General features: G+C 37.9%; 22 protein-coding genes and 1 pseudogene. 13 read left to right on the forward strand and 10 right to left on the reverse strand.

The window, feature by feature from the left end; all coding sequences use genetic code 11:
• Nucleotides 1-33 precede the first annotated feature (33 nt).
• A pseudogene (locus tag Q1A47_RS04910) lies at nucleotides 34-422 on the forward strand (Rid family hydrolase).
• Between the two features lie 158 nt (nucleotides 423-580).
• Here the strand turns inward: Q1A47_RS04910 and Q1A47_RS04915 are convergent.
• On the reverse strand, nucleotides 581-1,126 hold the full coding sequence (locus tag Q1A47_RS04915; protein WP_026682362.1) for a hypothetical protein: 546 nt from the start codon (nucleotides 1,124-1,126) through the stop codon (nucleotides 581-583).
• Between the two features lie 227 nt (nucleotides 1,127-1,353).
• Nucleotides 1,354-2,238: a cupredoxin domain-containing protein gene (locus tag Q1A47_RS04920; RefSeq protein WP_026682363.1), complete on the reverse strand. Its 885-nt coding sequence runs from the start codon at nucleotides 2,236-2,238 to the stop codon at nucleotides 1,354-1,356.
• Between the two features lie 373 nt (nucleotides 2,239-2,611).
• Between Q1A47_RS04920 and Q1A47_RS04925 the strand changes: the two genes are divergently transcribed.
• On the forward strand, nucleotides 2,612-4,150 hold the full coding sequence (locus Q1A47_RS04925) for a multicopper oxidase family protein (protein ID WP_026682364.1): 1,539 nt from the start codon (nucleotides 2,612-2,614) through the stop codon (nucleotides 4,148-4,150).
• Between the two features lie 274 nt (nucleotides 4,151-4,424).
• On the opposite strand, the gene Q1A47_RS04930 is transcribed toward Q1A47_RS04925, so the two are convergent.
• The 3 genes from Q1A47_RS04930 to Q1A47_RS04940 form a co-directional block, all read right to left on the reverse strand.
• On the reverse strand, nucleotides 4,425-4,973 hold the full coding sequence (locus Q1A47_RS04930; protein WP_026682365.1) for a GNAT family N-acetyltransferase: 549 nt from the start codon (nucleotides 4,971-4,973) through the stop codon (nucleotides 4,425-4,427).
• A gap of 316 nt (nucleotides 4,974-5,289) precedes the next feature.
• Nucleotides 5,290-6,789, reverse strand: coding sequence for a malate dehydrogenase (quinone) (mqo, locus tag Q1A47_RS04935; protein ID WP_026682366.1), 1,500 nt, complete (start codon nucleotides 6,787-6,789; stop codon nucleotides 5,290-5,292).
• A 344-nt stretch (nucleotides 6,790-7,133) separates the two neighbouring features.
• Nucleotides 7,134-8,222 carry a hypothetical protein gene (locus Q1A47_RS04940; protein ID WP_166529973.1) on the reverse strand — a complete coding sequence of 363 codons (1,089 nt, stop codon included), beginning with the start codon at nucleotides 8,220-8,222 and terminating at the stop codon, nucleotides 7,134-7,136.
• Between the two features lie 129 nt (nucleotides 8,223-8,351).
• Here Q1A47_RS04940 and Q1A47_RS04945 point away from each other — a divergent pair, with 129 nt between their 5' ends.
• The 7 genes from Q1A47_RS04945 (at nucleotide 8,352) to Q1A47_RS04975 (ending at nucleotide 18,463) form a co-directional block, all read left to right on the forward strand.
• Nucleotides 8,352-9,596 carry a CdaR family transcriptional regulator gene (locus Q1A47_RS04945; RefSeq protein ID WP_166529972.1) on the forward strand — a complete coding sequence of 415 codons (1,245 nt, stop codon included), beginning with the start codon at nucleotides 8,352-8,354 and terminating at the stop codon, nucleotides 9,594-9,596.
• 113 nt (nucleotides 9,597-9,709) lie between these two features.
• Nucleotides 9,710-10,831, forward strand: coding sequence for an alanine dehydrogenase (ald, locus tag Q1A47_RS04950; protein WP_166529995.1), 1,122 nt, complete (start codon nucleotides 9,710-9,712; stop codon nucleotides 10,829-10,831).
• Nucleotides 10,832-11,074: 243 nt separating this feature from the next.
• A complete protein-coding gene (gene alr, locus Q1A47_RS04955; protein WP_166529971.1) occupies nucleotides 11,075-12,259 on the forward strand; it encodes an alanine racemase in 1,185 nt (394 codons plus the stop codon).
• Nucleotides 12,260-12,557: 298 nt separating this feature from the next.
• Nucleotides 12,558-13,994: a 6-phospho-beta-glucosidase gene (gene ascB / locus Q1A47_RS04960; protein WP_166529970.1), complete on the forward strand. Its 1,437-nt coding sequence runs from the start codon at nucleotides 12,558-12,560 to the stop codon at nucleotides 13,992-13,994.
• Nucleotides 13,995-14,232: 238 nt separating this feature from the next.
• Nucleotides 14,233-15,063 carry a BglG family transcription antiterminator LicT gene (licT, locus tag Q1A47_RS04965; protein WP_026682372.1) on the forward strand — a complete coding sequence of 277 codons (831 nt, stop codon included), beginning with the start codon at nucleotides 14,233-14,235 and terminating at the stop codon, nucleotides 15,061-15,063.
• Nucleotides 15,064-15,251: 188 nt separating this feature from the next.
• Entirely contained in the window at nucleotides 15,252-17,126 is a 1,875-nt protein-coding gene (locus Q1A47_RS04970) for a beta-glucoside-specific PTS transporter subunit IIABC (protein WP_166529969.1), read from the forward strand.
• A gap of 311 nt (nucleotides 17,127-17,437) precedes the next feature.
• Complete coding sequence (locus tag Q1A47_RS04975; RefSeq protein WP_026682374.1) at nucleotides 17,438-18,463, forward strand: MerR family transcriptional regulator; 1,026 nt, start codon at nucleotides 17,438-17,440, stop codon at nucleotides 18,461-18,463.
• 27 nt (nucleotides 18,464-18,490) lie between these two features.
• On the opposite strand, the gene Q1A47_RS04980 is transcribed toward Q1A47_RS04975, so the two are convergent.
• Nucleotides 18,491-19,924, reverse strand: coding sequence for an acetylhydrolase (locus Q1A47_RS04980; protein WP_166529968.1), 1,434 nt, complete (start codon nucleotides 19,922-19,924; stop codon nucleotides 18,491-18,493).
• A gap of 430 nt (nucleotides 19,925-20,354) precedes the next feature.
• The gene (locus Q1A47_RS04985) at nucleotides 20,355-20,936 is read right to left on the reverse strand and encodes a CGNR zinc finger domain-containing protein (protein WP_026682376.1); all 582 of its coding nucleotides are present in this window, start codon (nucleotides 20,934-20,936) and stop codon (nucleotides 20,355-20,357) included.
• Between the two features lie 149 nt (nucleotides 20,937-21,085).
• Here Q1A47_RS04985 and Q1A47_RS04990 point away from each other — a divergent pair, with 149 nt between their 5' ends.
• The 3 genes from Q1A47_RS04990 (at nucleotide 21,086) to Q1A47_RS05000 (ending at nucleotide 23,938) form a co-directional block, all read left to right on the forward strand.
• The gene (locus tag Q1A47_RS04990; RefSeq protein WP_299630975.1) at nucleotides 21,086-22,267 is read left to right on the forward strand and encodes an MFS transporter; all 1,182 of its coding nucleotides are present in this window, start codon (nucleotides 21,086-21,088) and stop codon (nucleotides 22,265-22,267) included.
• Between the two features lie 127 nt (nucleotides 22,268-22,394).
• Nucleotides 22,395-22,778 (forward strand): BlaI/MecI/CopY family transcriptional regulator, encoded by a 384-nt coding sequence (locus Q1A47_RS04995; RefSeq protein ID WP_226983584.1) that lies wholly within the window; start codon nucleotides 22,395-22,397, stop codon nucleotides 22,776-22,778.
• 8 nt (nucleotides 22,779-22,786) lie between these two features.
• Nucleotides 22,787-23,938, forward strand: coding sequence for a M56 family metallopeptidase (locus Q1A47_RS05000; RefSeq protein WP_166529966.1), 1,152 nt, complete (start codon nucleotides 22,787-22,789; stop codon nucleotides 23,936-23,938).
• Between the two features lie 298 nt (nucleotides 23,939-24,236).
• On the opposite strand, the gene Q1A47_RS05005 is transcribed toward Q1A47_RS05000, so the two are convergent.
• The 3 genes from Q1A47_RS05005 to Q1A47_RS05015 form a co-directional block, all read right to left on the reverse strand.
• On the reverse strand, nucleotides 24,237-24,749 hold the full coding sequence (locus Q1A47_RS05005) for a hypothetical protein (RefSeq protein WP_166529965.1): 513 nt from the start codon (nucleotides 24,747-24,749) through the stop codon (nucleotides 24,237-24,239).
• 195 nt (nucleotides 24,750-24,944) lie between these two features.
• Nucleotides 24,945-25,067, reverse strand: coding sequence for a hypothetical protein (locus Q1A47_RS05010; protein WP_299630976.1), 123 nt, complete (start codon nucleotides 25,065-25,067; stop codon nucleotides 24,945-24,947).
• 18 nt (nucleotides 25,068-25,085) lie between these two features.
• Nucleotides 25,086-25,763 (reverse strand): hypothetical protein, encoded by a 678-nt coding sequence (locus Q1A47_RS05015; protein ID WP_166529964.1) that lies wholly within the window; start codon nucleotides 25,761-25,763, stop codon nucleotides 25,086-25,088.
• A gap of 534 nt (nucleotides 25,764-26,297) precedes the next feature.
• On the opposite strand from Q1A47_RS05015, the gene Q1A47_RS05020 reads away from it, so the two are divergent.
• Entirely contained in the window at nucleotides 26,298-26,792 is a 495-nt protein-coding gene (locus Q1A47_RS05020) for a hypothetical protein (RefSeq protein WP_026682381.1), read from the forward strand.
• Nucleotides 26,793-26,991: the final 199 nt, after the last annotated feature.

Genomic DNA, 26,991 nt, shown 5'->3' on the forward strand with positions numbered 1-26,991 from the left:
TTTAAAAATCTATTAATAATAGGCGGATTTAAAATGAAAGTAGTTAGAAATCCTGAAAGCGTTCATAAACCGTTAGCACCATATAACCATCAAATAGAGACAACAGGAAATATGAGGTGGCTGACTTTATCCGTCAACTTGGTATGGACGTTAAGGAGAATGTACCAGAAGATTCCTCAGAACAGTTAAAATTGGCTTTTCAAAATATAAAACTTAATTTACAAGAGGCAAATATGGATGTAAAGGATCTCACTAAACTTGTGTTTTATATTGTTGGAGAAATGGATGCAGGCAAAAGAAGAGAGATGATTGGTGAATTCCTAGGGGAGTATTTACCTTGAACAACAATGGTGTTTGTAGTAGCTTTAGCCGCTCCTCCATTTAAAGTGGATGTTGATGCATGGGCATGTAAAGAAGAATGAAATAAAAGTATAATTAGGCCCAAAAAGGAAAACCTTTTTGGGGAATCGTCAGGATTGTGAATTTACAACAAGACACTTTTCCCATGTTTAACAACATTAAGAAAGTACTAATCCGTCTTAACTATCAAGCTATTATTTAATTTGCGACGTATTAATTATCATTTCATATATTCAATGTTTTCAGTAATATTATCAAGGACTTCGTCAGGTTGCTTTGAATAATAAACCCAATACTTGACTTCTTTTGAAAAATCCTCCGTAATTTCTATTGTGAACTTAGTCATTCTTGCTGATTTGCCAAAGATTTTAACATCTTTCACATCGGCGTCCTCTGGTTGAACGATAGTAACAATCGGTGCATCCCCTGCGCTAAGGGAACTTGTTTGAATAGCATCCCAGCTCTTTATCCAAACAAGCTTGTCTTTTTCATTTTTTAAAATCGCTGGACTTAATCCATTTGTAGGATTATACAAAAATACATAAATGTAGTCTTGTTTAAGATCATAATCCACGATATCTTCGGGATTATAGCTATTCGCTTTTATTACTTTTTGAATTTTCTCCTCGAAAGAGAGCGTTTCAGAAGCATTTTCATCTACACCCTCAGATACAACGCTTTCATTTTTGGTATGATCATTACTTTTTTCATTGGAGCAGCTAAAAAGGAATAGGAGTACAGTAACGGATAACAGTAGCTTCTGCAAACAAACCTCTCCTTTTCTTTTAAGCCTCGTTTACTTATTTAAAATTATTTTCATATTAAGTGAAACTTCAATCCATGGGAGTTTTGTTAGCTCCCACGGATTGTTCGTACCTCAAGGGTATGACCGACATTTACGCAGTTGATCCCACACTTATCAACATTAGTTTTATAGTTAATATGATCATACCATACAATAAGTATAACGTTCATGACAATTATCAAATTCTCTTATAGTGTCACCTCTATCTCACCTTCCATCCCCGCTTCTTTATGTCCGGGGATCGTGCAAATATAACGATATGTACCTGGTATAAGCGGGGTAAATGTAGTAACTTGATTCTCACCCGCATCACTATGCAGCTGAATCGAATAATTCGATTCCTGATGATGAGCAGAGGATGTACCCTGTGCTTTCAATCCGATAATTACTAAATGATGCTCCATCGTCCCACGGTTAGCTAAGACAAGATTTATTGTTTCTCCAACTGCTACCGTCGCTCGGTTTGGCAAAAACGTATATTCATCAGCCTCTATCTGTAGATGCTTTGCCTGAAGCTGGCTATGGCTATTGTTATAATCATTGGCTGAATAAGGCATAACCGGACCTAATTGCTGATACGCCATAAAAAATAGGGGAATTATCACAATAAGTGTTAAGGGATGGAGGAACCAGCCACTTGCTTTTGTAGTAGATTCTTGCTTCATTAAATAATAAAGAATGAGCACGGTACCTACAAACAATGCAACTATGATTCGAATCATTGCCTCCTGGTTTTCTGCAGCAATCATATCCCCTAGCATCGCTCCCATCATCCCTCCCATGATACCCGCTAAAGCCCCATCAATTACTGCCATCATGCTTATTGGCATACCAGCCAAATAACCAGTAGCCATTCCTACTAGTATTCCAATCACTGTCGAATCAAACAAATTCCCAGATAGAAAGGCTCCTATGATTACACCAATAGCTAATCCAGCACTCATTCCAAGGGCCATTGCCACCATCATCCCAGACATCACAGCAATCTTATTTCGATAATAGATTGTATTCCAGATAATAAAGGCAGAAAGTAAAGCAATAACTAGTATGGTTATAAACATTGAAATTGTCATTTTCCATTCTCCTCGCAAACTTGTCCTATTGCTTCATTATATGAATCGTTAAGCTATTCATTCACTATAAAGTTCAACTAATCGGACATTTACTGGCAGTCGATCCCCGCTTACCAATTTTGATTTCATTTTATTGCTTGAGGTGGGGGCTTACTGCCAGTTATATGCAGGATAATAAATCAATCGTAGTTGTCACAGAAAATTTTGATTTCATGCATCGTTTCTTCACACATTTTTTTTAGACTTTATAGAGTGAAGCTTCAATCAGTGGAAGTTTTATTGATCCCACACTTATCCATATTGATTTCACTTTATTACTTGAAGTGGGGTCTCACTAGCAGTTATATGCGGATAACTAGAAGGAGGAGATACTTTGAGAATCACTCACTTACTTATTGCTATTTTACTGATTAGTTTTTTGTCTGCGTGTTCGCAACAGGGATCAGAAACCAATGCGAATCAAGAAAAAGGGGATACGGCACACGTTAAAGAGGAGAATTTTACCGGAAAGAAAGTAAATGAATTCGATTTGACAGCTATGGAGACCACATGGAAATTAACTGCTGAAAATACAATAAATGCTTGGACCTATAATGACACTGTTCCAGGTGAACAACTACGTGTCAAAGAAGGGGAAGTCGTTAAAGTTAATCTAACGAACGAATTACAGGAGCCGGTTTCTATCCATTGGCATGGCATCCCTGTACCCAATACAGAGGATGGTATTCCAGGGATAACACAGGATGCTGTTTTACCAGGTGAATCTTACACATATGAGTTTGTTGCAAACGATCCCGGAACCTATTGGTACCATTCCCATCAAAATGGCGTAGACCAGCTTGATAAGGGATTGTATGGAACGATCATTGTAGAACCTACAGATCCTAAAGAAGAAGCTGACATAGATCGAGATTATACATTAGTACTCGATGAGTGGGAATCTGGAAATTATCAAGTAGAGAATACAGATAATACAGATCACGATAACATGGACATGAACAATAAGAGCGGAATGATGGATGGAAAAGGAATGGGACATGACATGTCTTCCTATGACATCTTTACTATTAACGGCAGATCCTATGAAAATAGTAAACCACTAAAGGTGAGAAAAGGGGATTTAGTAAAGCTTCGTTTCATAAATGCAGGGTACATGGTTCATCAAATACATATTCCAATAGACTACAAAATTACTCATGTAGATGGACAAAAGGTGAATAAACCGCAATCCGTAAACAAATCGTTGTTTGAAATTGCCCCCGGAGAGCGTATAGACGTTGAATTTACAGCTGATGGCAGTAGTAACTTTACCATTGACCGTCATGGAGAGGCAGAAGCATCACAGGCCATGAAAATAGATGTTGTATATGAGGACAGAAACGTTCAGGATAACAAGCATGAAACAACGACCAATACAGTGGATATTACCCAGCTTGGAAAACAAAGGGAATCCCAATTCTCCATTAATGATAACTTTGATGTAGAATATGAAATGGATTTAGCTACACAGATGAGCATGGATGCTGAGATGGGCATGGTTTGGACAATTAATGGGAAGACCTTCCCAGATGTATCTCCTTTAAAAGTAAATAAGGGGGATAAAGTGAAGGTTACCTTAACAAATAATAGTATGGATAAAGCTACGCACCCCATGCATCTTCATGGACACTTTTTTCAAGTTTTAAGTAAGAACGGAGAACCACTTAGCCATTCACCTATTATGAAGGATACGTTAAACGTAAAACCAGGAGAAACTTACGAGGTAGCATTTCTAGCAGATAATCCAGGAAATTGGTTGTTTCACTGTCACGACCTACACCACGCTTCCAATGGAATGGTAAGCATGGTCAACTATAATAACTTTAAAGCATTTTATCAAGACAACGGAAACGTAGATAATCAGCCGGAATAAATTAGCGGCTGAGACAAAACACAACTTCTTTCCTCAAAATACGAATAATCATGTTATCACGCCGCACCGTGAAACTATACGCTCTTTCCGCGAGCACGGCCTCAGCTAACTTGGTAAAGAAAAGCACGTTACCAAGTGGATCTTCGGACTCGTGCTGTCCCCGCCGGAGTCTCGCTTATTTCAGGTACTATATGAATGATTCTAATCAAAAAACGAGCGATAATTAATTTCAACTAATTATCGCTCATTTTTATTTGTTTCTCATTCGTTTGTCTCATGATTTAAAAAACGATTCTTTCAGAATGGAATACATATACAAATCATCAAACTTTCCACATGTAAATTCGTAATGTCGCAATAAGCCTTCCCTTATAAATCCCTGTTTTTCCACTAATCGTTGGGACGGACGATTTAGAGGTTCAATTAAAGCCTCAATTCGCTCCAGTTCAAAATGCTTATACCCATAGTCTAGGACAGCTTTTAGTGCTTCTTTAGCAATGCCCTTTCCCCAATACAGCTTACTTAACTCAAATCCTACCTCTGCACGATAATGCTTGGGATGCATGTTCAAAAAACCACAGCTTCCGATAACTGTATCCATATTTTTTAGAGTTATACCCCAGCGAATTCCCGTTCCTTCTTCTCGTATTAACTGATACCAGTTAATTTCCTCCAGAACTTCGGTTGGTGTTTTATATGGCTCCAAGCCCATATGTTTGACCACGTCTTGATCAGATAAGTAGTCAAACATAGCTAGTGCATCTTCATTTGTTACTTCCCTTAAAATAAGCCGTTCCGTTTCAATGATTGGAAATGTATTCATTGCTAATTCTCCTTTTGTAATGGGGGATATCCTTCTCCAGCTCCACCCTTTGCCTTGTATGAATGAATGCTATCTTAATTGTACCTTATGAACTCATTAAAAAGCTGCTAGAATCTTGACAATAGGGTTTTAGAACTCATCCCTTACAATGTAAAAAAAGAACCTTTAATCTTAACATAGATCAAAGGTTCTGCGTTTACGTTAAATGCTGTCCTGTTATCAGAATCCCAGTATACACAACCAATATGAATAAGTGGGGGGATAAACACCCCCCCTACCGATTGAAGTTTCACTTTATGTGAATGGATGTTCCAGCTTAACTATGCACCTTTTCTTTTTCACTAAGTCCAAGTGTCTGTGCTGTTGATGTATGAATCTCTTGAAGAAGCTCCGGATTTTCTGCTAGTGAGACACCATAAGAAGGAATCATCTCTTTTATTTTTGGCTCCCAGTCTTTTACATGTTGAGAGAAACATTTTTCGATTACCTCAAGCATGACGTGAACCGCAGTAGACGCACCTGGCGAAGCTCCTAGCAATGCAGCTATCGAGCCATCTGCAGAGCTGACAACCTCCGTACCAAATTGAAGTGTTCCTTTGCCATTCTCCGTATCCTTGATAACTTGCACCCGTTGCCCAGCTACTACTAGACCCCAGTCCTCACTCTTAGCATCCGGAATAAATGCCCGTAATTCTTCCATGCGCTTTTCTTTCGAAGATATCACTTGTTCAATCAAATATTTTGTCAAGGAAGCATTTTTCACACCAGCCGCTGACATTGTCACGAGATTATCTGTTTTAACCGAAGCTAACAGGTCTAGCATGGATCCCGTTTTCAAGAACTTCGGTGAAAAGCCTGCGAACGGTCCGAAAAGCAATGATTTTTCATGGTCGATAAATCTTGTATCAAGGTGTGGCATAGACATCGGTGGAGCTCCTACCTTAGCTTTACCATACACTTTTGCATGATGCTGTGCGATCACCTCTTGGTTATTACATACCATGAATAGTCCACTTACAGGGAAGCCACCAATATGCTTCGATTCAGGAATCCCGGTTTTTTGCAGTAAATGCAGACTGCCTCCACCACCGCCGATAAAAAGAAAGTCTGTCGTATGGTACTCAATTTTCCCATTATCGATGTCATGGACTTTTACTTCCCATGTACCGTCACTCAAACGTTGAATGTCCTCAACCGTATGTCTATAGTTCACCTCAACGTCTTGACTTTCTAAGTGATCGAACATTTTACGTGTTATTTCTCCAAAATTGACATCGGTTCCAGAATCAATCTTTGTTGCTGCAATTGGTTCATCCGCTATCCTATCTTTCATCATGAGTGGAATCCACTTCTTAAGCTGTTCCTGATCATCGGAAAACTCCATATCCTGAAACAACGGATGATCCGACATGGTTTTGTAGCGCTTTCTTAAAAATTCTACGTTCTTCTCCCCTTGCACAAAACTCATGTGAGGCAAAGGCATAATAAAATCCTTTGGATTACGTATCAGATTGCTGTTTACAAGGTAAGACCAAAATTGTTTTGAAACCTGGAATTGCTCGTTTACTTTAATTGCTTTCGTCATATCTATCGAGCCATCAGGTTGTTCATGCGTATAGTTCAGCTCGCACAATGCAGCATGCCCCGTACCTGCATTATTCCAAACGTTTGAACTCTCTTCTCCTGCTCTTTCCAGCTTTTCAAACACACGAATGTTCCAATCTGGTACCAATTCTTTTAACAATGATCCTAACGTTGCACTCATGATACCTGCACCAATTAACATAACATCTGTTTTCGTATAGTTTTTGCTCATTCCCATTCATTCTCCCTATTTTCAACAGAAAAGATGTAATCGCTCTTGTTGAATGATACATCAAACAAGACGTATCTCGTTACAAATCTTTCCTAGAAATATTTAACCCACTCTCTAGTTTACCACTATTAAAGAAATATTTAAATTTTATTTGGTAATTATAAGGAGGTAACAAGCGGACTAGAGTGCTAAAACGTTGAAGCTGCACTGACTAGATTCGAAATTCTATTTATTCTATATAACTGGCAGACATACCCCATAAACAGAACCCCTGATTGAAGTTTCACTTTATGATGTTGGTCTGTGTTTCACACCCTGTGATACCCTGCATCATTTTGCATTATTTACGCTTCTTCTATTTGCTTTTGCTTCGCTTCTCTTTTAAGTTTTATCGGCGCATAGATCAAACCTAATATTAATACAAGTCCCATATATCCAATGGTTGGATAGAAAAGAGAGACTAGATCGGTAAACCCGATAAAACTTACGATAAATCCAACGAGTAGGATGATCGTATAAAAGATTTTAAACTTGCTTGTCTCTACTTTCGTAAAGCGAGCAGCAAACGAATAAAACATACTTATCGCTGTATTAAATATCATAGCAAAGATCACAATTGCCATAATTGTACCTAGTATTGGCGAGATATCGTTGACAATCGCAAGCATTGGCATATCCACATCGCCAACCTCCTCGATTTTAGAGAAGATGGCTAGATGACTCAAAATAATAAGTAATCCAAGCACGAAGCCACCAACTAGTCCTCCTAAAGCTGCTGCCCTTCTATCTTTTTCAGCACCACCCATTACTAATGCCATCGATGCACCTACTGCTGTATTGAAGGATGCATAATTCACCCCTGCAATAAACCAATTTGGCAATGTTGTCGGCTGTTGCTTCGCTAAGTCATCCAAGGAACTGAACGACACATCCATCGTTAAAAAGCTATAGACTGAAATCATCACAATAAATAGAATTAAGAAAGGAGTAATCCCACCAATAACAGAAACAACCTTGTCCACATTCATCATCCCAAGTACCAAGACAAGTACTGTCATAAGGATCGTACCTAAAATTGCTGGCAGTCCAAATTGTTGAGCTAAGTTAGAACCCGCCCCAGCCAACATAACCACACCAACACCAAATAGAGTAAAAATAAGAATATAATCAATAACTGTCCCTATCACGCGACCAAAAATGGTCTTCCCACTTATTGTATAAATAACATCCTTATGTGAATTCGTTTTCATTTTACTACCGACCCAGACGAGTGCCATCCCAACATACGCAAATAAAGCGGTTGCAATAACTCCCCCAATAATCCCCATCAGGCCGAAGCTAGTAAAGTATTGTAGCACTTCCTGTCCAGAAGCGAAACCTGCACCAACAATCACCCCAATAAAAGCGCTTCCAATTAACAGGATTTTTTTCATTGTATTTCCTCCCATCGTGTTGCATGATTACTATAACATCTTCACTATGAAATCGATTTGTGTATATACTAAAATAATAGAATAAAATTTTGTTTATTTGTTCAAACCATACACGGAGGAATAAGGTCTATGTCCCAACAGAAAGATATACTGAATAGCTTAAAGGAAAAGATAACATCCCTCGATCAGCTTGCAGACCAGATTGCAGATATCTTCGGATGTCCAATTACAATAGAAGATTCCAATCATCATGTCGTATCCTACAGCAAACATAAAGACAATATCGACCAAGTCCGCATTTCCACGATTATCAACCGAAAGGTCCCAGATAAGGTAATAAATGCATTGTGGAAAAAGGGTGTGATGCCAAAATTAATTGACAGTGATAATCCTGTTCGTATTCCCAAAATTAACGAGATTGGTCTTGGCAATCGCGTTGCTATTTCCGTACGCAACCAAAATGAAATATTAGGATTTGTGTGGGCCCACACATCCGACAAAGCCTTTACAGACGAGGATTTAATATTATTCAAAGAAGCGGCTGCTTACGTGAAGAAATTCTTCATCAAAGATCTACAGCGCCATCGCAAGCTGGAAGAAGGATATCGAGACTTCTTTTGGCAGCTGTTACGTGGAGATTTGCAAGATACGGACGCTATTAAACAACGGGAAAAGAAATACAATATGCACTTGGATGGTAATAAAGCGATTGTCATTATTCGCTTTACAGATGAAATAACCGAACAAATGGAAAAGCATGCCTTTTACTTATCAGAATCGCAGGTCAAGCTACATGTGATTACAAGTCTCTTTGACAATAATGATTTTATTATGCTCGTACATCTAAAGGATGCATTCGATTACAAGCAAACGATGTATGCCTTTATGGACGACTTCATTACACTAATTAGCCAACAACTAGACTTAGCGGACATATTTGCAGCAGCAGGACTAGTTTATCAACCGGCGCAACAGATCCAAAACTCCTACCAACAGGCTAGAGAAGTATTAAAATTACAAGAAAAGCTACCAGATACCATCGCTCCTGTAAAACTCTACGAAGATTTAGGGGTGTACCAATTTATCGAGCAATTAGCAGTTGCACGGAAGATGAATCAATACAAGAACCCATTTATCGAAAAACTACGGGCTTATGACCAAATTCACGGGACTTCCCTTCTAGCGACATTAGAAATGTATTTTCACTGTGATAGCAATGTCTATAACACAGCCAAAAGGCTATTTATTCATCCCAATACAATGAATTATCGCTTAAAGCGAATTAAAGAGGTTAGTGGCATTGATTTAAAAGACCCAAACCAAAAAGCAAATTCCTATCTTGATCTAATTATAGAAAGCATACGAAAAGCATGATTTGTGCATTTACACAAATCATGTTTTTGCCTTTTATATTTTTTCATAATGAAACCGTTTTACATAAACGTTATGATACAAGAACAGATTGATTGAGAAGGAGTTGGATAATGATGATTATCGGTGTACCAAAAGAAATTAAAAACAACGAGAACCGTGTTGCTATGACACCCGCTGGGGTGATTCACTTAATAAATGCTGGTCATACCGTCTATATCGAAAAAGACGCAGGTATGGGAAGTAATTTTACAGATGCGGAATACCAAGAAGCTGGAGCAGAGATGATCGCTAACGCTGCAGATGTTTGGGAAAAAGCAGATATGATTATGAAGGTAAAAGAACCACTTGCATCAGAATACAAATACTTCCGCAAAGGACTTATTCTATTCACATACCTTCATTTGGCTGCAGAACCAGAACTAGCCAAAGCATTAGTGGAAACTGGCGTAACTGCCATCGCTTATGAAACCATTACAGCAAACGGCACATTGCCATTGTTGACACCAATGAGCGAAGTAGCTGGACGAATGGCTACACAAATTGGCGCACAATATCTTGAAAAATCGGAAGGCGGAAAAGGCATCCTCCTTGGTGGAATTCCCGGGGTAAAACGCGGAAAAGTAACCGTCATTGGTGGGGGCGTTGTTGGGACAAATGCTGCAAAAATTGCACTTGGCTTTGGTGCAGAAGTAACCATCATCGACTTAAACCCAGTACGTCTTCGTCAACTAGACGATATCTTTGGTTCAAGCATCCAAACATTAATGTCGAATCCGTACAATATCGCAGAAGCGGTGAAAGAATCGGATCTCGTTATCGGTTCTGTGCTCATTCCAGGAAGAAAGGCTCCCAAATTAGTAACAGATAAAATGGTTCAATCCATGCAGCCAGGTTCTGTGATTGTTGACGTTGCCATCGATCAGGGAGGTAACTTTGAAACAGTGGACCACCCGACCACGCATGATGATCCAATCTATGTAAAGCATGATGTTCTCCATTATGCGGTTGCCAACATCCCTGGTTCCGTACCACGTGCGTCCACGGTTGGTTTGACAAACGTAACCGTTCCATATGCTGTACAAATTGCATTGAAGGGCGCTGTGAAAGCGATTCAGGATAATCCAGCAATCCTTTCCGGTGTCAATGTGATGAATGGAAAAGTAACATACGAAGCAGTAGCAGCAGATCTTGGGTACGATTTCGTATCACCGGAAGATGTATTGAAAGACGCATAAGTAAATAGCAGCTATGTGCCCTTCTACCTTGGTATGAAGGGTGCTTTTATTCACATATAACTAACTGCCAGTAAATGTACGATTGGTTCTAGGGCCTTTAGGTCATATCCTTGTCGTACGAACTATCCGTGGGGGGATACCCCCCAACTGATTGAAGTTTTACTTTATATTATGTATGATCGAAAAGTGCGTTGCCTCATTGCAGAAATTCAACATCGGCAGTCACCTAAGGAGAGATGCAAAATGAAGCTTGGAAGTTACCGCGATACATGGGCAGAAGTTTCGTTAGATGCGATTAAGAATAATGTCAGCGCCTTTAGAAATCATATCGGCAAGCAAACCAAACTGATGGCTGTCGTCAAGGCAGATGGCTATGGGCACGGAGCCGTAGAAGTTGCAAATGAAGCTATTGCAGCCGGTGCTGACTATCTCGCTGTCGCCTTATTAGATGAGGCGATTCAGTTGCGGCGAGCAGGAATTGATTTCCCTATTCTCGTACTTGGATATACACACCCAGCTGGTGTGAGAACAGCGATCGAGCAGGATATTACCTTGACAATTTTCACGGAAGAAGCAGCTATAAAAGTGAAGCATGAAGCAGAGGTGCTGCAGAAGCCCGCACGTATTCACTTAAAGATCGAAAGTGGTATGAATCGAATTGGTGTGAACAGTAAAGAACAAGCCATTCAAGTAGTCGAAGCAGCTACATCCGACTATGTCATACTGGAGGGTGCCTTCACACACTTTGCCGATGCAGATAATACCGATCCAACTTATACAGAGAAGCAATTCCATCAATTTTGTTTAGTTATTTCATTTCTCAAGCAATACCGCCATATTCCAATTATTCACTGCTGTAATACCGCAGCAACCATCGCCTATCCAGCTATGCATCTAGACATGGTACGTGTCGGTATTGGGCTTTATGGTTTATATCCAAAGAAACATCTCAAGGAAAAGATTAACTTGACCCAGGCCATGAGCTTCAAAACCAAGCCTATCCATATCAAGACATTAGCTCGCAATGAATTGATAAGTTATGGACTAACCTTTCAGACTACAAGGGAAAGTAAGATAGCAACCATTCCCGTTGGCTATGCAGATGGCTTTTCGCGCTTACTATCCAATCGTGGCGATGTAACCGTCCACGGAAAACGCGTACCGATCGTCGGCAGAATCTGTATGGATCAATCAATGATTGATATTACCGAGGTTAATAAGAATGTCAGCTTAGAGGATGTGATTACCATTTTTGGTGAGCCTAGCGAAGGCTATGTCGCCATGGAGGAGGTTGCTGATTTAATGGGAACTATTCATTATGAAACAGCCTGTTTAATGGGGAAACGCGTCCCACGTGTTTATGTAAGAGGCGGGAAAGCCATGGAGTTTAGAGGAATGGTTGAAGAAGGAGTTATTACTGGTAGTTGAAAAAAAGCAAAAAGAATACAAATGTGACTTTCTCCGCTTTACGTAAAAGTTCCATTAAGAACGAAAAGCGGATTTTTATATTGTAGAACAAAAGCAGATGGTATAGATGTAACCTATTCCAATTGACTTCTATTATCGCTTCTGCTAGATTATAGATAATTCATATACGTAACGAAAAGGAATGTTACCTTTAGTGGGCATAACCTGACGAATAAGGAGCACCATTGCTGTGTCCCTTGCATTCGTCAGGTTTTTTTATTGCCGTTATGAAAATATGGAACGTAAAGGAGCAGAGATAATGGAAAATTATACATTTCCAGATGGGTTCTTATGGGGTGGCGCAATTGCAGCAAACCAAGCTGAAGGGGCTTATCAAACAGATAATAAGGGCTTAACCATTGTTGATTTATTGCCGACAGGAGATAGTCGTCGCGCAATCATGAAGGGGGATGTTCCTTCCTTACAACCATTGGCTGGCGAGTTCTATCCGGCTCATGAGGCGATTGATTTTTATCATAATTATAAAGAGGATATTGCTTTATTTGCAGAAATGGGCTTTAAAGCACTACGTGTGTCAATTGCTTGGGCACGGATCTTTCCAACTGGAGAAGATGCAACACCAAATGAAGCAGGATTAGCATTCTATGATTCGTTATTCGACGAGCTACGAAAGCATGATATAGAGCCAGTCGTAACGCTTGCACACTTTGATGTGCCTGTTCACTTAATTGATACGTATGGAAGCTGGCGCTCTCGTAAGCTTGTGAGCCTATTCGAACGCTATGCAAAAACAGTGTTTGAACGTTACCAAGACAAGGTGACATATTGGATGACCTTTAATGAAATAAACATGCTGCTTCACCTTCCATTTCTCGGTGCTGGACTGGTCTTCGCTGAAGGAGATAATCAAAAACAAATTCAATATCAAGCAGCCCATCATCAATTAGTGGCTAGTGCCTTAGCAGTAAAAGCATGTCATGAAATCATTCCAGATGCACAAATTGGCTGTATGCTAGCAGCAGGGATGTTCTATCCATACAGTTGTAATCCAGAAGATGTAAAGCTGGCGATGGATAAGGATCGTGAATCCTTCTTCTTTATCGATGTACAAGCACGTGGGGAATATCCAGGCTATGCAAACCGCTTCTTCAACGAAAATAACATTCACATTGCGATGGAGCCTGGAGATCTTGAAATCCTCAAGAATCATACAGTCGATTACATCGGATTTAGCTATTATTCCAGTAGAACGATCAGCTCTGACAAAGAAGTGATGAAAAAAGCGACAAGCGGGAACGTATTCGGTTCAGCAGTGAACCCTTATGTATCTAAATCAGAATGGGGCTGGACGATTGACCCAGTTGGATTTCGCATCACCGCAAATCAATTGTATGATCGCTATCAAAAACCGTTGTTCGTAGTAGAAAATGGCTTAGGTGCTATTGACCAAGTAACTGAGGCTGGAACGATTGAAGATGATTACCGTATTGCATATTTACGTAGACACATTGCCGAAATGGCTGAAGCGATCGAAGATGGCGTACCAATTATTGGTTATACAAGCTGGGGGCCTATCGATATTGTCAGTGCCTCTTCCGGAGAAATGAAAAAGCGATATGGCTATATTTATGTCGATCGCGACAATGAAGGAAATGGTACTGGTAAGCGAATCAAAAAGAAGAGCTTTGACTGGTATAAACGCGTTATTTCATCTAATGGTCAGCAACTTGATTAGCATTTTAACGAATAAGAACTTTGGTATGCTCTTTCTTTTATGAAAGCGTTGACGTATGAAAAGAAATAGGCTTATAATACTAGTAAGTTATGAATAACTATAGATATGATGATTAGGGTTGTAACTGGTCAGCAGGCAAAACCTAAGTCACCTTTTATAGACCTGTATTAGGTTTATTTCAAAGTGGCTTAGGTTCTTTTACTTTTCACGAACGTTGTATGTGAAGGAAGGATAGCGAATGAAGATTCATAAAGTACTAAATAACAATGTTGTCAGTGCATTTGATGAAGAGGGCATGGAATTGGTTGTCATGGGAAGAGGGCTAGCATTTCAAAAGAAAGCTGGTCAAGAAATCGAAGCGGATAAAATTGAAAAGGTGTTCACCTTAAAGGATCAGCAAACCTTTGATAACTTTAAGCTATTGCTACGAGAAATTCCGGCTGAGCTCATGTCTGAGGTTGAGCTGATCATTAAGGATGCTAAGGAAGCCTTGAATACAGAGCTCAATGAAAAAATTTATTTATCCCTTCCAGACCATATTCATTTTTCTATCGAGCGTTATCAGCAAGGGATTACCATACGAAATGATATTCTTTGGGAAATTAAGCAGTTGTATAAGGATGAATTTGCGGTTGGAAAAAGAGCAGTAGCACGCATTAATCAACGGTTTGATGTCGAGCTGCCCGAGGATGAGGCAGCGTTTATCGCCATTCATATTATTGAAGCAAATATGAATGAGGACACAGAAAATACGTTTAACACGACGAAGTTTATTCAACAGATTATCAATATCGTCAAATATCATTTTAATGTGGAGTTCAATGAAGATTCGTTGAACTACGGACGCTTTATTACACACCTCAAATATTTTGCCCAACGTGTATTTAATGGTTCTCATTATAAAAATGATGATGATTACTTATATATCATGATTAAGCAAAAGCATAAAGAAGCATCCAAATGCACCGAGAAGATTAAAAGCTATATTAAAAGGCAATATAATCACGAGCTGACAAATGAAGAAATGCTTTATTTAACGATTCATATCGAACGTGTCGTGAACCGTTAAAATCCAGATGGATAGCCCTGTCATCATGAAATATCTTAACAAATAAATCATAAAAGCGATTAGGATTGTTACTGATTAAGCAGGCAAAACCTAAGTCATGGAAGAGGAACACGAGTATGTTCTAGCTCTTCTATTGGCTTAGGTTTTTTTCATACTCTTTTCGCTCAAACGCCTAGAGGAGGTTTACTATGGATAACCAAGCATTAGCTAAAGAAATTATACATCATGTGGGCGGCGAGGATAATGTACAATCACTTGTTCATTGTGCTACGCGTCTACGCTTTACCTTACAGGATCCTTCGAAGCCTAATAAGGACAAATTAGAAAATACAGAGGGTATTATTACAGTGAAGGAGAGCGGTGGACAATTCCAAGTGGTTATAGGAAACACCGTGCCCGAAGTGTACCAAGCAATTGGTGCGATTTCTAATATTCTAGAAGATGATAAAAAAACGACAGATGCTTCCACTAATGAATCAAAGGGGAATATTGTCGGACGTGTCGTAGATGTCATTTCTAGTATTTTTGCACCATTGTTAGGCGTAATGGCTGGAGCAGGTATTTTGAAGGGGCTACTATTAATTGCTGATAACCTAAATTGGTTAGACCCAGCCGGAAGCACCTACACGATTTTATATGCAGCTTCAGATAGCTTATTTTATTTCCTACCACTACTATTAGCGGTAACCACCGCACGTAAATTTGGTGCGAATGTTTTTACCGCATTGACAGTAGCTGGCGCACTTGTCTATCCAACCATTGTAGAATTAGAAGCACAGGATGCTGCTATCGATTTCTTCGGCATTCCTGTCGTGATGATGCCTTATTCATCAACGGTTATACCGATTATTCTATCTGTAATTATGATGAGTTATGTAGAAAAGCTCTCGAATCGCTATATTCACCAAAGCGTGAAAAACTTTTTAACACCGTTAATCTCTTTAGTCGTACTGGTGCCAATTACCTTAATTGTCTTCGGACCAATCGGTGTATCGATTGGTAATGGGATTGCCGACGCACTACTTGCTGGATTTAATTTTAGCCCATTACTTGCAGGAGCAGCATTAGGGGCTGGCTGGCAGCTATTCGTTATCTTTGGGGTGCACTGGGGACTTGTTCCTGTCTTTATCAATAACATCGCTGTTTACGGACAGGATGGAATTAAACCAGCAGCTACCGCTTCGGTATTCGCTCAAACTGGAGCAGCCTTTGGGGTATTCTTAAAAACGAAAAACAAAAAATTAAAAGCACTTTCCGGTTCAGCCACGATTACCGCATTATTCGGGATTACCGAGCCTGCGGTTTACGGAGTAACCTTACGATTGAAGAAACCCTTTATCGCCGGCATTATCGGTGGGGCCGTTGGTGGGGCAATTATCGGATACGGTGGTACACAAGCATTTGCCTCCGGTGCACCAGGGTTATTAACCCTACCGATCTTCTTCGGGCCAGGTGGCGAAGGATTTTTCGCCTTAATTCTTGGAATTACCGCTTCCTTCATAATCTCTGCCGTGCTAACCTATATGCTAGGCTTTGATGATCCAGTGGAAGAAACTGTTGAGGAAGCAAACACAGCTATAAAAGACGATAATATAGAATCGGTAGATGAGCAAATTTTTAGCCCATTGGAAGGAGAGGCAATTGCATTGACCAATGTAGCTGATCCTACCTTCGCTTCAGAGGCAATGGGTCAAGGGATTGCGATTAAGCCTCAGACAGGTCGGGTTGTTTCTCCAGTTAATGGAACCATCTCCGTTGCCTTTAAAACCAAGCATGCGATTGGTATCGTTTCGGAGAATGGTGCTGAACTATTGATCCACGTTGGTATAGATACCGTACAGTTAGATGGGCAGTACTTCACTTCTCACATCCAACAGGGAGATGTAGTGAACATTGGTGATGTTTTAGTAGAATTTGATATAAATAAAATCAAGGAGGCCGGTTATGATGTAACCACTCCAATCATTGTCACCAACTCGAACCAATACAGTACAGTCGATGCTACAGCTGAAAATCAAGTAAAAGAAAAAGATTCGATCCTGACACTTGTTGCAAAGGACTAAACAAATAAAACCCTCTATTGTAATAAACTAACCTAGTAATATGAGACAAGAAAACGCACCTATACTGCCTTTGCCCTGAATGGAACAGGGGGAAGGCAGTTTAGTTTTGAAAAAGGCCGTATATAGTTGTATATCGTACAGTACAATTCTATTTTTTCTAGTACAATAGTATTTGTAAGACACACCCTTTGGAAGGATACAATGATGGTATTATCAAAGCAACTCCCTTTCCGGGACATGCTTACGTAGTATAATCAGGTTGAATCTCCAGTAACTGGAGAACGTAAAATAAGATATTGGAGGTGAGTCATGTGCATGCAAACAGCGGCATGGATTTTCAGAAGGTTTTAGATTCTAAAGCTGTGACGGATACGTTTTCCATTGGGCAAGTGGCGAAAATGATTGGAACTAAGGTCAGAACCGTCCGTTATTACGATGAAATTGGGTTAATAAAGCCTACGAGCCATACGGATGGTGGACATCGATTATATACGGCAGAAGATATATGGCGTTTAGAGTTAACGATTACCTTGCGCTATCTTGATTTTAGTATTGATGAAATAAGCCAGCTCATTTCTGGGGAATTGCCGGTTGAAAAGGCACTCGATTGGCAGATCGAATCGCTTTCGACACAGGCTAGCGCACTCACCAATATGATTGCGATTTTACGTCAGGCGAAGCAGCACCAAGGGGATTCACTGCGTTATGTTTACGACCTCGTTCATGAAAAAGAATTAACTATCGAGAAACGAAAACAGTTCATTTCTGAGAAGGTGGAAACCTTGAACATTTTTGCAGAGATTCCTTCAGAATGGAAGGAGCCAATGTTATATTTTTTCAATAAATATATTGTCAATCAAGCGAGGGTAACAGCAAAACAAACAGCCGCTTGGAATGAGCTTCAGGAGCTGATAAACGATCCCCAATTTATCAAGGAACTGAATAATATTGAGTTTTTCTTCTTACATACAGGTTATAAACCTCGTTACAGTGTAGCCACATGGATGAAAAAGCTTGAGAATATACAATATCGATTGAATCATGCGGTGGATAAAAAACATGCTGCCGACAGTCCTTATGTACAGGCCATTGTCGAGGATATGATTATGCTTTATGTCAATACAGAGCAAGCATTTAATAAGGAAGATTTTATCCGTTCTTTTGCAGAATATGTTCAGCAAACGAGGGCGCCACTGCTCGAACGCTGCAATACACTATGTTCCATTATAAGTCCTTCATTTCATTTGCTTGCAAAAGGTAATCTCGTACTTTATCAGAGCTTACAGCTAAAGCTAGAGCAACTGTCAGATCAATCATGCGAACAGCCTGAAGGCTAACGTCCCCTGGCTGTTCACCTGTACCATTTAGCCTTTTTCCAGCTCAAACGCCGGGTGTTCCCCCATATTTTGCTCCAATAGCTTAAATGGCTGCTGCTTTAAATAATGATCGAAGAAATCCTGCGTGTAATCGTTAATGAGCCGATGAGCCTTTCGGGCATCAACCCTCTCCAGTTTTTCATATATTGGTGAAAACAGATATAAATCAGAGAAGCCCATATGCTTCATGTCTTTTATTTTCATCCAGTAATTTCCACCTACAGCCACATGTTTATACCGCGGTAACGTTTCCTCTATAATTTGGACAGACACTGTATCTGCGGTGTTTTTCACCTCTATGGAGTCATCGGCACTCATCATCATAAAGGGCTTTTTCATCCCTTCTGCTGGAATCCGTTGTTTTCCATATAAAATGCCATCCATATTAATTGCAGCCTTTATTCTAGAATCCGACATTAGCATCTGTGCACTTGTCGCCCCTCCAAAAGAGTGGCCAAACATCCCTACATTGCTCATATCCATGCGACCCGTAAAACGACGATCCGGATCATTATTGGCTAGCTTCTCTACTTGATCCAGCACAAACTTGGCATCTGCTACCCAGCCTTCATTCGCTTTATCCAAGTAAGCGATTGATTCGGTATCTTGTGGCACAAAGTTTGCAACACGACCATCAGCAAAAACAGATGCTGTACTACTGTACGTATGATCTATGCCCACCACTATATATCCATGACTCACTAAATGCTCGATCTGAAAAGTATTCTGATTCTTATGCCCACTAAATCCATGCGAGAAAATAAGAACCGGATAAGATGGCTCCCGATTGGAAATCGCCGCGTTCTCAATGGCATGTGTTTTAACATAAGCGAACGTCGTAAACAACAGTTTCGGCATATTCAGAAGCTTACTATACCCCTCCACAAACACATCTGGGTTAGAAAAATAGAGCTCTGTTTCTCCTTCTGCTTGAGCATCTGCAGGATACCAGATCTGCACCATTAACTCTCGCTTGTCACCCGGATCTGGCGTGAAGGTTTCATCCCGCGCCTGATCCTTCCAGTCGTAGGTAACGGTGCCGATTTTGTACGGACCTGTCGGCTCCTCAAAGGTGAAGACCGGAAGTATAAGCGGCAGCGCAACGGCCACGGAAGAATAGATTACAGCTAACGTTATCAGTGCTATTCGTTTTACGCGGGATGCTTTTGTCACCACTCGCTCAGCAGACTGTTCGGATTTGAACAGCAATCTACCGGCTACAGCCACTAACGGAACTACTGTCATAACATAAGCCGGAATCATCTGCCAGCGCCAGCCTTCAATAACTCCATGTATCAGTATTAGAATGGTGGAAACACCGAAACCAATAAGCAACCAAGGCACAGGCTTTTTCTTGGCAACTAGAATCCAACCGATCAGCAAAAGGTTGAAGACAATAACGACTATCTCAAAAAATCTCATATGCATAGAACCTCCTCGTTTACGTTAGCTTCTAGCTTCAAATGCTAGCTGCTTGCTAATATAAACAATACATTATCCAGTAGGTGGAGATTCAAGGACTATTTTATTCATTCAATCACTGCAACTTAACGGAAAGGCGAAGTTGGTGAATGGCGAATTTCGTCTCTAGATATTCTGTACGAGGCTCTTTAAGCAAGTATTAACTTTATTTTTTAATGATTGCTTAAAAGAAGTACATGGTATAGGCGTTAATAATATAGGTGACCTCTGAGCGGGCAGTGGATACATTGCTTTCTTACTCATGATTAAGTTTAAAGTTAGAATATGTTCAGATTAATTTATGATTCATTATAACCATATCCTTTAATAGCCCTTTGCGTAAGTCACTCCAATTATATTAATCTTAAGTCTTCTTTTAGAATAATTACTTTCATTCTTGTTTTTGTCGCCTTTGAAAGCGAGTAACTTTTTCACGATTTCCGCATATTCTCATTGAACACCATTTTCGCCTTCCACGAGTATCGATAAACAATAAAACGCAACTTGGATTCGCACAACGATGTATAGAGGATAATTTATTGCTTGTATAAAGTTTAATAGCATCCAGTGCTACTAGCGAAATTAAAACATTAGATGGTTGTCCAATGGGGACAGGTATTAACTCATTATTTTCTACCTTATAAGTGAATGGTGCCTTTTCAATAACTGTTTCCAGATAATTAATCCACCCTTCAGAAAGATCTTCTCCATCGGCTAAACTTTCATATCCCTTACGCAAAAATGAGCGAATCTCTCTTAAGATTGGTAAGACCTGACTAGACCACTCTTGTACATTATCTGAAATTTGTTTAGTTAGAAGAATATTCTCCTCTAGTAAAGTATTCACCCAATTAATTACATCTTCTGATTTTGTCAACAAATCATATCGGGTTCCATTCCGAACCACTTCTGTATTTACCAAATCCAAAGATAGATAACCAGAAATTAGTGGGAAGTTACTTTCACTAACCATTATAATCCCTCATTTCTATAATTATTTTAATATTAACCTATTGTAGCACACTTGACAGGTTAATTATAATTGTATATTGTATTAACCATTAAAACTGAAATTTAATGGTTAATACATTTATAGGAGGAGATTTTTTGCAACATTCTTTTATGGGTAATCGAGTTATTCTGATTACATTTATCACACTTATGGGAGCATTTGGTCTAAACCTGACAGCAGGGCAATTTTTTGCTCCACTGAATAACACCTACGGATGGGACATAACAACACTTAGTTTAGCAGTGTCTCTCAATATGATAACTTGGGGGATTTTCCAACCGATTATGGGAAAATTGATTGATAGGTTTGGTCCTAAGTCAGTAATTGCTAGTAGTGCAGCGTTAATGGGAATTGCATTTTTGCTATCCGCAACAATCACTGAAGTATGGCAATTCTTTATTTATTATGGGGTTTTTACCGCAATTGGTTTTGCAGGCTGTGGTTCTATGGCCAACTCAGTATTAGTATCGAGATGGTTTGTGAAGAAACGGGCTAAAATGCTTTCAAGAAGTTCAATGGGAATGAACATTGGTCAACTTTTGCTATTACCTTTAACTGGTTATCTAATTGCTAACACTGGTTTCCGCTCTGCATTTGTGGTACTTGGAATGATTATTCTGGTTGTTGTCGTGCCTTTAGTTTTATTTGCAGTTAAAAATAATCCAGAAGATGTTGGTCAATTGCCAGATGGAGATTCTACGGCAATATTTTCACCACCTCAGAGTGCAAAATTGTCAGAGGCATTAAGAAGTGGTCAGTTTTGGATTGCAAGCCTAGGATTTGCTTCTTGTGGTTTTACACTATACTTAGTAACCATGCATCTTCCAAATTTCGCAGTTGATCTAGGGGGGGATACCTCACTTGGGGGGCAATTACTTGGTATTGCTGCTTTTGCGAGTGCAGTTTCAATGTTTGTAACAGGACAATTAACTCGTAATTTTGGAAAGAAAAATTTGTTGATTATGCTTTATATTATTCGCCTGATAGCATTTATTTGGCTAGCAATATCACCGGGGATATGGCAGTTATATGTATTTTCAATTGTTTATGGAGTTTCATCAATGCCAATCATTCCACTAGTTACGGGGATTATTGGTGATCGATTTGGTAAAAATGCAATGGGAAGTATTCTAGGGTTTAGTTGGCTTCTTCACCAAATATTTGCTGCATTAGGTGTATTCCTTGGTGGGTACCTTCGAACAATAAGTGGAGATTACTCTTATGCATTTGGAATGGGTGGCTTAATATTAGCAATCGGTGCAGTAATTACATTTTTTATGCATCCAGAATAATCATATTATAGTTAAGCTCTTATAAACTATGAAATATAGCAAATTGACAAGATTAAAGATAATATAGTAGCATGTTACTATATTGATGTAGTAATTAATTATAATGTAAAATGCAATTTAATACGAGGTGTATAAATTGAATGATTTCCAAAGTCTATCTGAAACGGAAATGAAAATAATGAAAGAAATTTGGAAAATAAATCGTCCCTTTAAATCGAATGAATTATTGGAAGTTTTTCTAGTAAAAGAAGGTAAAAAATGGAAAGGGCAAACAATCGCAACCTTTCTTTCTAGGTTAGAAGATAAAGGGATGCTTGCTGTAAAGAGAGAAGGACGGTCAAATGTTTATAGCCCAAGATTATCGTTTGAAATGTACGAAAAAAAGAAAGCACAGGGTTTTTTAAATACGATGTATAAAGGATCTGTGAAAAATTTTTTAGCGACACTTTATGATGACGATATTAATTCTGAAGAATTGGATGAAATCAAAAAATGGTTTGATGATAAGTAGGTTTGATAATGGTGGAATATCTAACTATAATTATTGGTCTATCTATAGCAGGAAGCAGTGTATTGTTATTTTCACTATTTATAACATATCTTTCTAAAAGGACTCTTTCATCAAAGTGGTATTATCGGAATAGAAAATTATCTTTATTCTTTTTTCTTGTTCCAGTCTTTCTAGTGTCAGATTTATTATCGGTAATTAACAGCGAAGATGTGACTACTCAATATATAGAACAATCTATTATTTTTCAACCTGTCTTATCTTTAACAACGGCTTTTTTTCAAGTCGTTGTTGTAGTTTGGGTTATTGGCGTAACGATTAGTAGTTTAAGATTTATATATATATTTATGCGATTCACGAAAAAACTTAAAGCGAGTTGCTTTTCTGTTCCAAAAGAAAATATTGTATACGATGTTCTACGCAAACAGATGGAGAATATGAATCTAAACTCTCCTGTCGAAATCGTATTTTGTCGTTTAAATATCAGTCCCATAATTATTGGTGTTTTTAAGCCTACTATTGTATTACCGATGCATGATATTCTACCAGATGAGTTAGAAATGATAATTAAGCATGAATTAATACATTATAAGCGAAAAGATTTATGGGTAAAGAGAGCTGCGTTGCTCGCAACCATACTCCATTGGTATAACCCATTTGTTTATATATTACAAAAAGAAATCAATAAATGGAGTGAACTTTCCTGCGATGAAGATGTCGTGATAAAAATGTCTCACAGAGAGAGAAAAAAATATGGTGAAACCATTTTAAATATGATCTACCGTTCCAATCAAGAGACAAACCCATATCTTTTGGGTACTTTTTTTGCGACAGGTCAAGTCAATTTAAGAAAAAGATTATTGAGAATATTAGAAGCAAAAAAGGTTAGTAAATCTATTGTATTCCTATCCTTCATAATATTTATAGCTATCGGAAGCGGTAGTGTTGTAAGTGCTAACTTAATTCACAAAAATATAAATAGAGTATCAGAAGTGGTGCTTTTTAAAGCTGGTATTGACAAGTCAACAGAAGAACAAGAAGAAGGGAGTAATTATGAAATAAATTCAGTCAAGAAATCTGATGAATCTAAATTCTCGAGAGAAGATTGGGAAGAAATTCTTAAACAAGTTGAAAATGGTGAAATAGTTTTAGAAGACGAATGAATAGAATAAAGTAAAACATCATTAATTATAATAAATCACTTATACGAGAAATCATATTCTTTAATACTCAAAGAAAGCGGCTTATACATGCATTGCATAAGTCGCCTTCTTTTTAGTATTATCTATCTACCAGCAACATTTGCTCACAAAGGGTTGAAGTTTTATCTTTTCTTTTTTTTTCTTTTTTTAGTTAACAAATAACGAAATAGGAAAAAAACTATTAAAGCCCCTACCCCTACAAATATTATTTGAGAAAAGAACGTATTGAGTTCAAAGCCACCCATAAAAATAACTCCTTTTATTTTGAAGATTTAGAGCTAGAAGTCCATTTCACTTTTGAATTAGTGGCACTTGTGATTTTTAAAGTAGTTGTTAAATCAAAAGACTCGCTAAACCCGATTGGTTGACCTCCAATAACTATCCCATTTACTCTAGTAAATGAACCACGACTTTTTACTGTTTTCTTATTATTAGTGACTTTTTTCAATGAGTCAACTACTATGGTTGTTGGTGCATTTGCTTTTGTGCCAGCTTTAGTAACGTCAGTTATCTTAATAGAACTTTTGTTGACTGTGTAACTAGTATTTATTTTAGCTCTGGCCGCTAAATAAAATCCCCAAAAGTCAACTTTATAACTTGTTTTCCATTTTGAACCTGGTTTTCCACTATGACTAGCAAATGTTGAAACAGAATCTGAGTTATCTTCACTAACAGTAGCAGTTTCGGCAACTACAAGGGTGCACCGACTGGCCTCAAAAGTGTAGCAGGGGGATTCTTCACGACAAAAAGACTTCGTTTTTTTCTCCGTCATAAACCATTCTCTTTATTTAGGCTAAATCCTTGGCCACTTATCCTTACTTTATACTATATAATGAGTTTATTCCCCTAAATATTTCTTATTCCCTAATTTCTACCCAAAAATAGAACTTAGGAGGGGTTTTATGCAAGATACATTAGTTCTTATCATAATTATAATGATACCTAATCAAAAAGAGTAACTTTTAAGTTACTCTTTTTGGTCAATCATACTACTATTATCTCTTTTAATCAGTCTTCTAAACAAATAAATTAATCCAGCCAAAACTGAAAATGTAATAATAGATCCAATAATCCCAAAACTACTTAACATGATTATCCTCCCACTATTTTATTTTGGAGTAACTGTAAAAGTACCGCCAGAATGCTTAACAGTAGCAGTAGCCCATGTTGAAGCATATGCAACAACTGCAGTGTATCTCTTAGTTCCAGTCAATGTACTATTTTTTCCAGAAGTAGATAAAGTTCCAGAATATACTTTACCAACTCCTCCACTTCCTATTAAACCATAAGCAGTATGATGAACTGTTGTTTTTACAGACTTTACTTTACTAGCACCTTTTGTTGTACTAGTTTTTAGGTTAGAAGCTCCAAAGCTTTGATTAATAACATTTTGAATGTCATCTTTAATTGTACCACTTACTTTAACGGTTACGCCATTTTGACTCTTAGATCCAGAAATTTTCTTTGATTTAAACGGAGTTATTTCCCAAGAATCAACTGGTTTTGCATACATTTCAATAAAAGCTTGGTCTTTTAGTGAAAATTCCTCCCCAATATCATATTCTTGATCAATTTTTATAAAGTTTTCATATATTTCTTCTTGAGTTAAATTAGACATTTCCTTTTTATATTTTTCTTTCTCTGAGGACTCAATCAATCCCATCAATTCTTTATAATCTTTCTCCATTGTATTTTTCGATGTTAAATCAGATGCGAATACGCTTAAAGGCGATACTAGGCTTAATAATAAACCAATAATTAAAAATGAATTGAGTAATTTTTTCAAAATTAAAACCCCCCTGTACATAAATATAAATAAAATTACGGGAATCTTTAAACCTATGATTTTCTTTTTCCAAATCAGCATTCGTTTAAAGTTTCCTTATTAACTATCCTCCTTTTACTAGTTATCAACATTCATTTTGTAATTAAAAAGACGTGCAATTACAAAAATAAATTATGAACTACAATTATGTAGTACAATTATCACTATACCATTGTAGTGATTCATTGTAAATATTAACTATCCGAAAAGAATGAATTTAGCGTAGGTTAAAACGAATATATTTTTAAAAGATGCTAATAAATCGTTAATAAATTAATTCTAAATTTAAAGACTGTCTAGATTATTTATTAAAACTACACAATACTTTTTTAAAGCATATTTAAATTAAGCTAAATGAATATATTTTTACTACATGCATGTAGTAAAAAGTAAATATAGCTATTATAATAGAATAATCACAGTTAATTATTCATAGGTTATATCTTTAAATTACTAGTGATAGGTAAAACGTAATGCTTAAAAGGAGCTGTAACAATGGTTAAGAAGTATTTTGTAATGGTGTTTAGTCTGTTTTTTATGTTTTTATTTCATGTGGGTACTGCAAGTGCAGAGGAAAGTTCAATTTCGGATATGGATTCAGAAGATTTTGTTGCTGAACTTGTGTATGAAGGGGATCAATCTACTGAAGAAGAATCTATTGACAAAATATCACCATTTTTAAATTTTACTGTTAGACATTCTTCTCTTGGTATAAATAAACATGTTAAATCTAAAAACAAGTATAAAATGTCAAAAAATCAAAAAGTAAAGGTTGGTGTAATTACATGGAAGCCCTCATCACAAAAAATACAATTAGGATTTATTAATGCTAGTAATGGTAAACAATATTGGACAAAAAGTTATGGTGGTGGGAGGAAAACAAGTGGTAGTTTTATACTAAGTGGACCTAGTGGTACATATTATATTGCCATCCGTACTCCATCTACAAATACTAGAAGTATTAATGTAAAAGGAAGTTTTGACTTTTAATACTTAATATGAATTTGCTCCAGAATATAATAGTTGATGAATTAAATTTATCCGGTGACTTTTTAATTTTACTCTATTAATTATATCAGTAGTTTTAACAATAATTTCTTTGTTTTTATCATTGAGTTAATTTCATAATATAGAGCCCTTGGGGCTCAAGACTTTAAAGACATAAAAATTAGAGCACCTCCCCAAATCC

The sequence above is a fragment of the uncultured Virgibacillus sp. genome, assembly GCF_947495635.1.
Taxonomy (GTDB): domain Bacteria; phylum Bacillota; class Bacilli; order Bacillales; family Amphibacillaceae; genus Virgibacillus; species Virgibacillus salarius.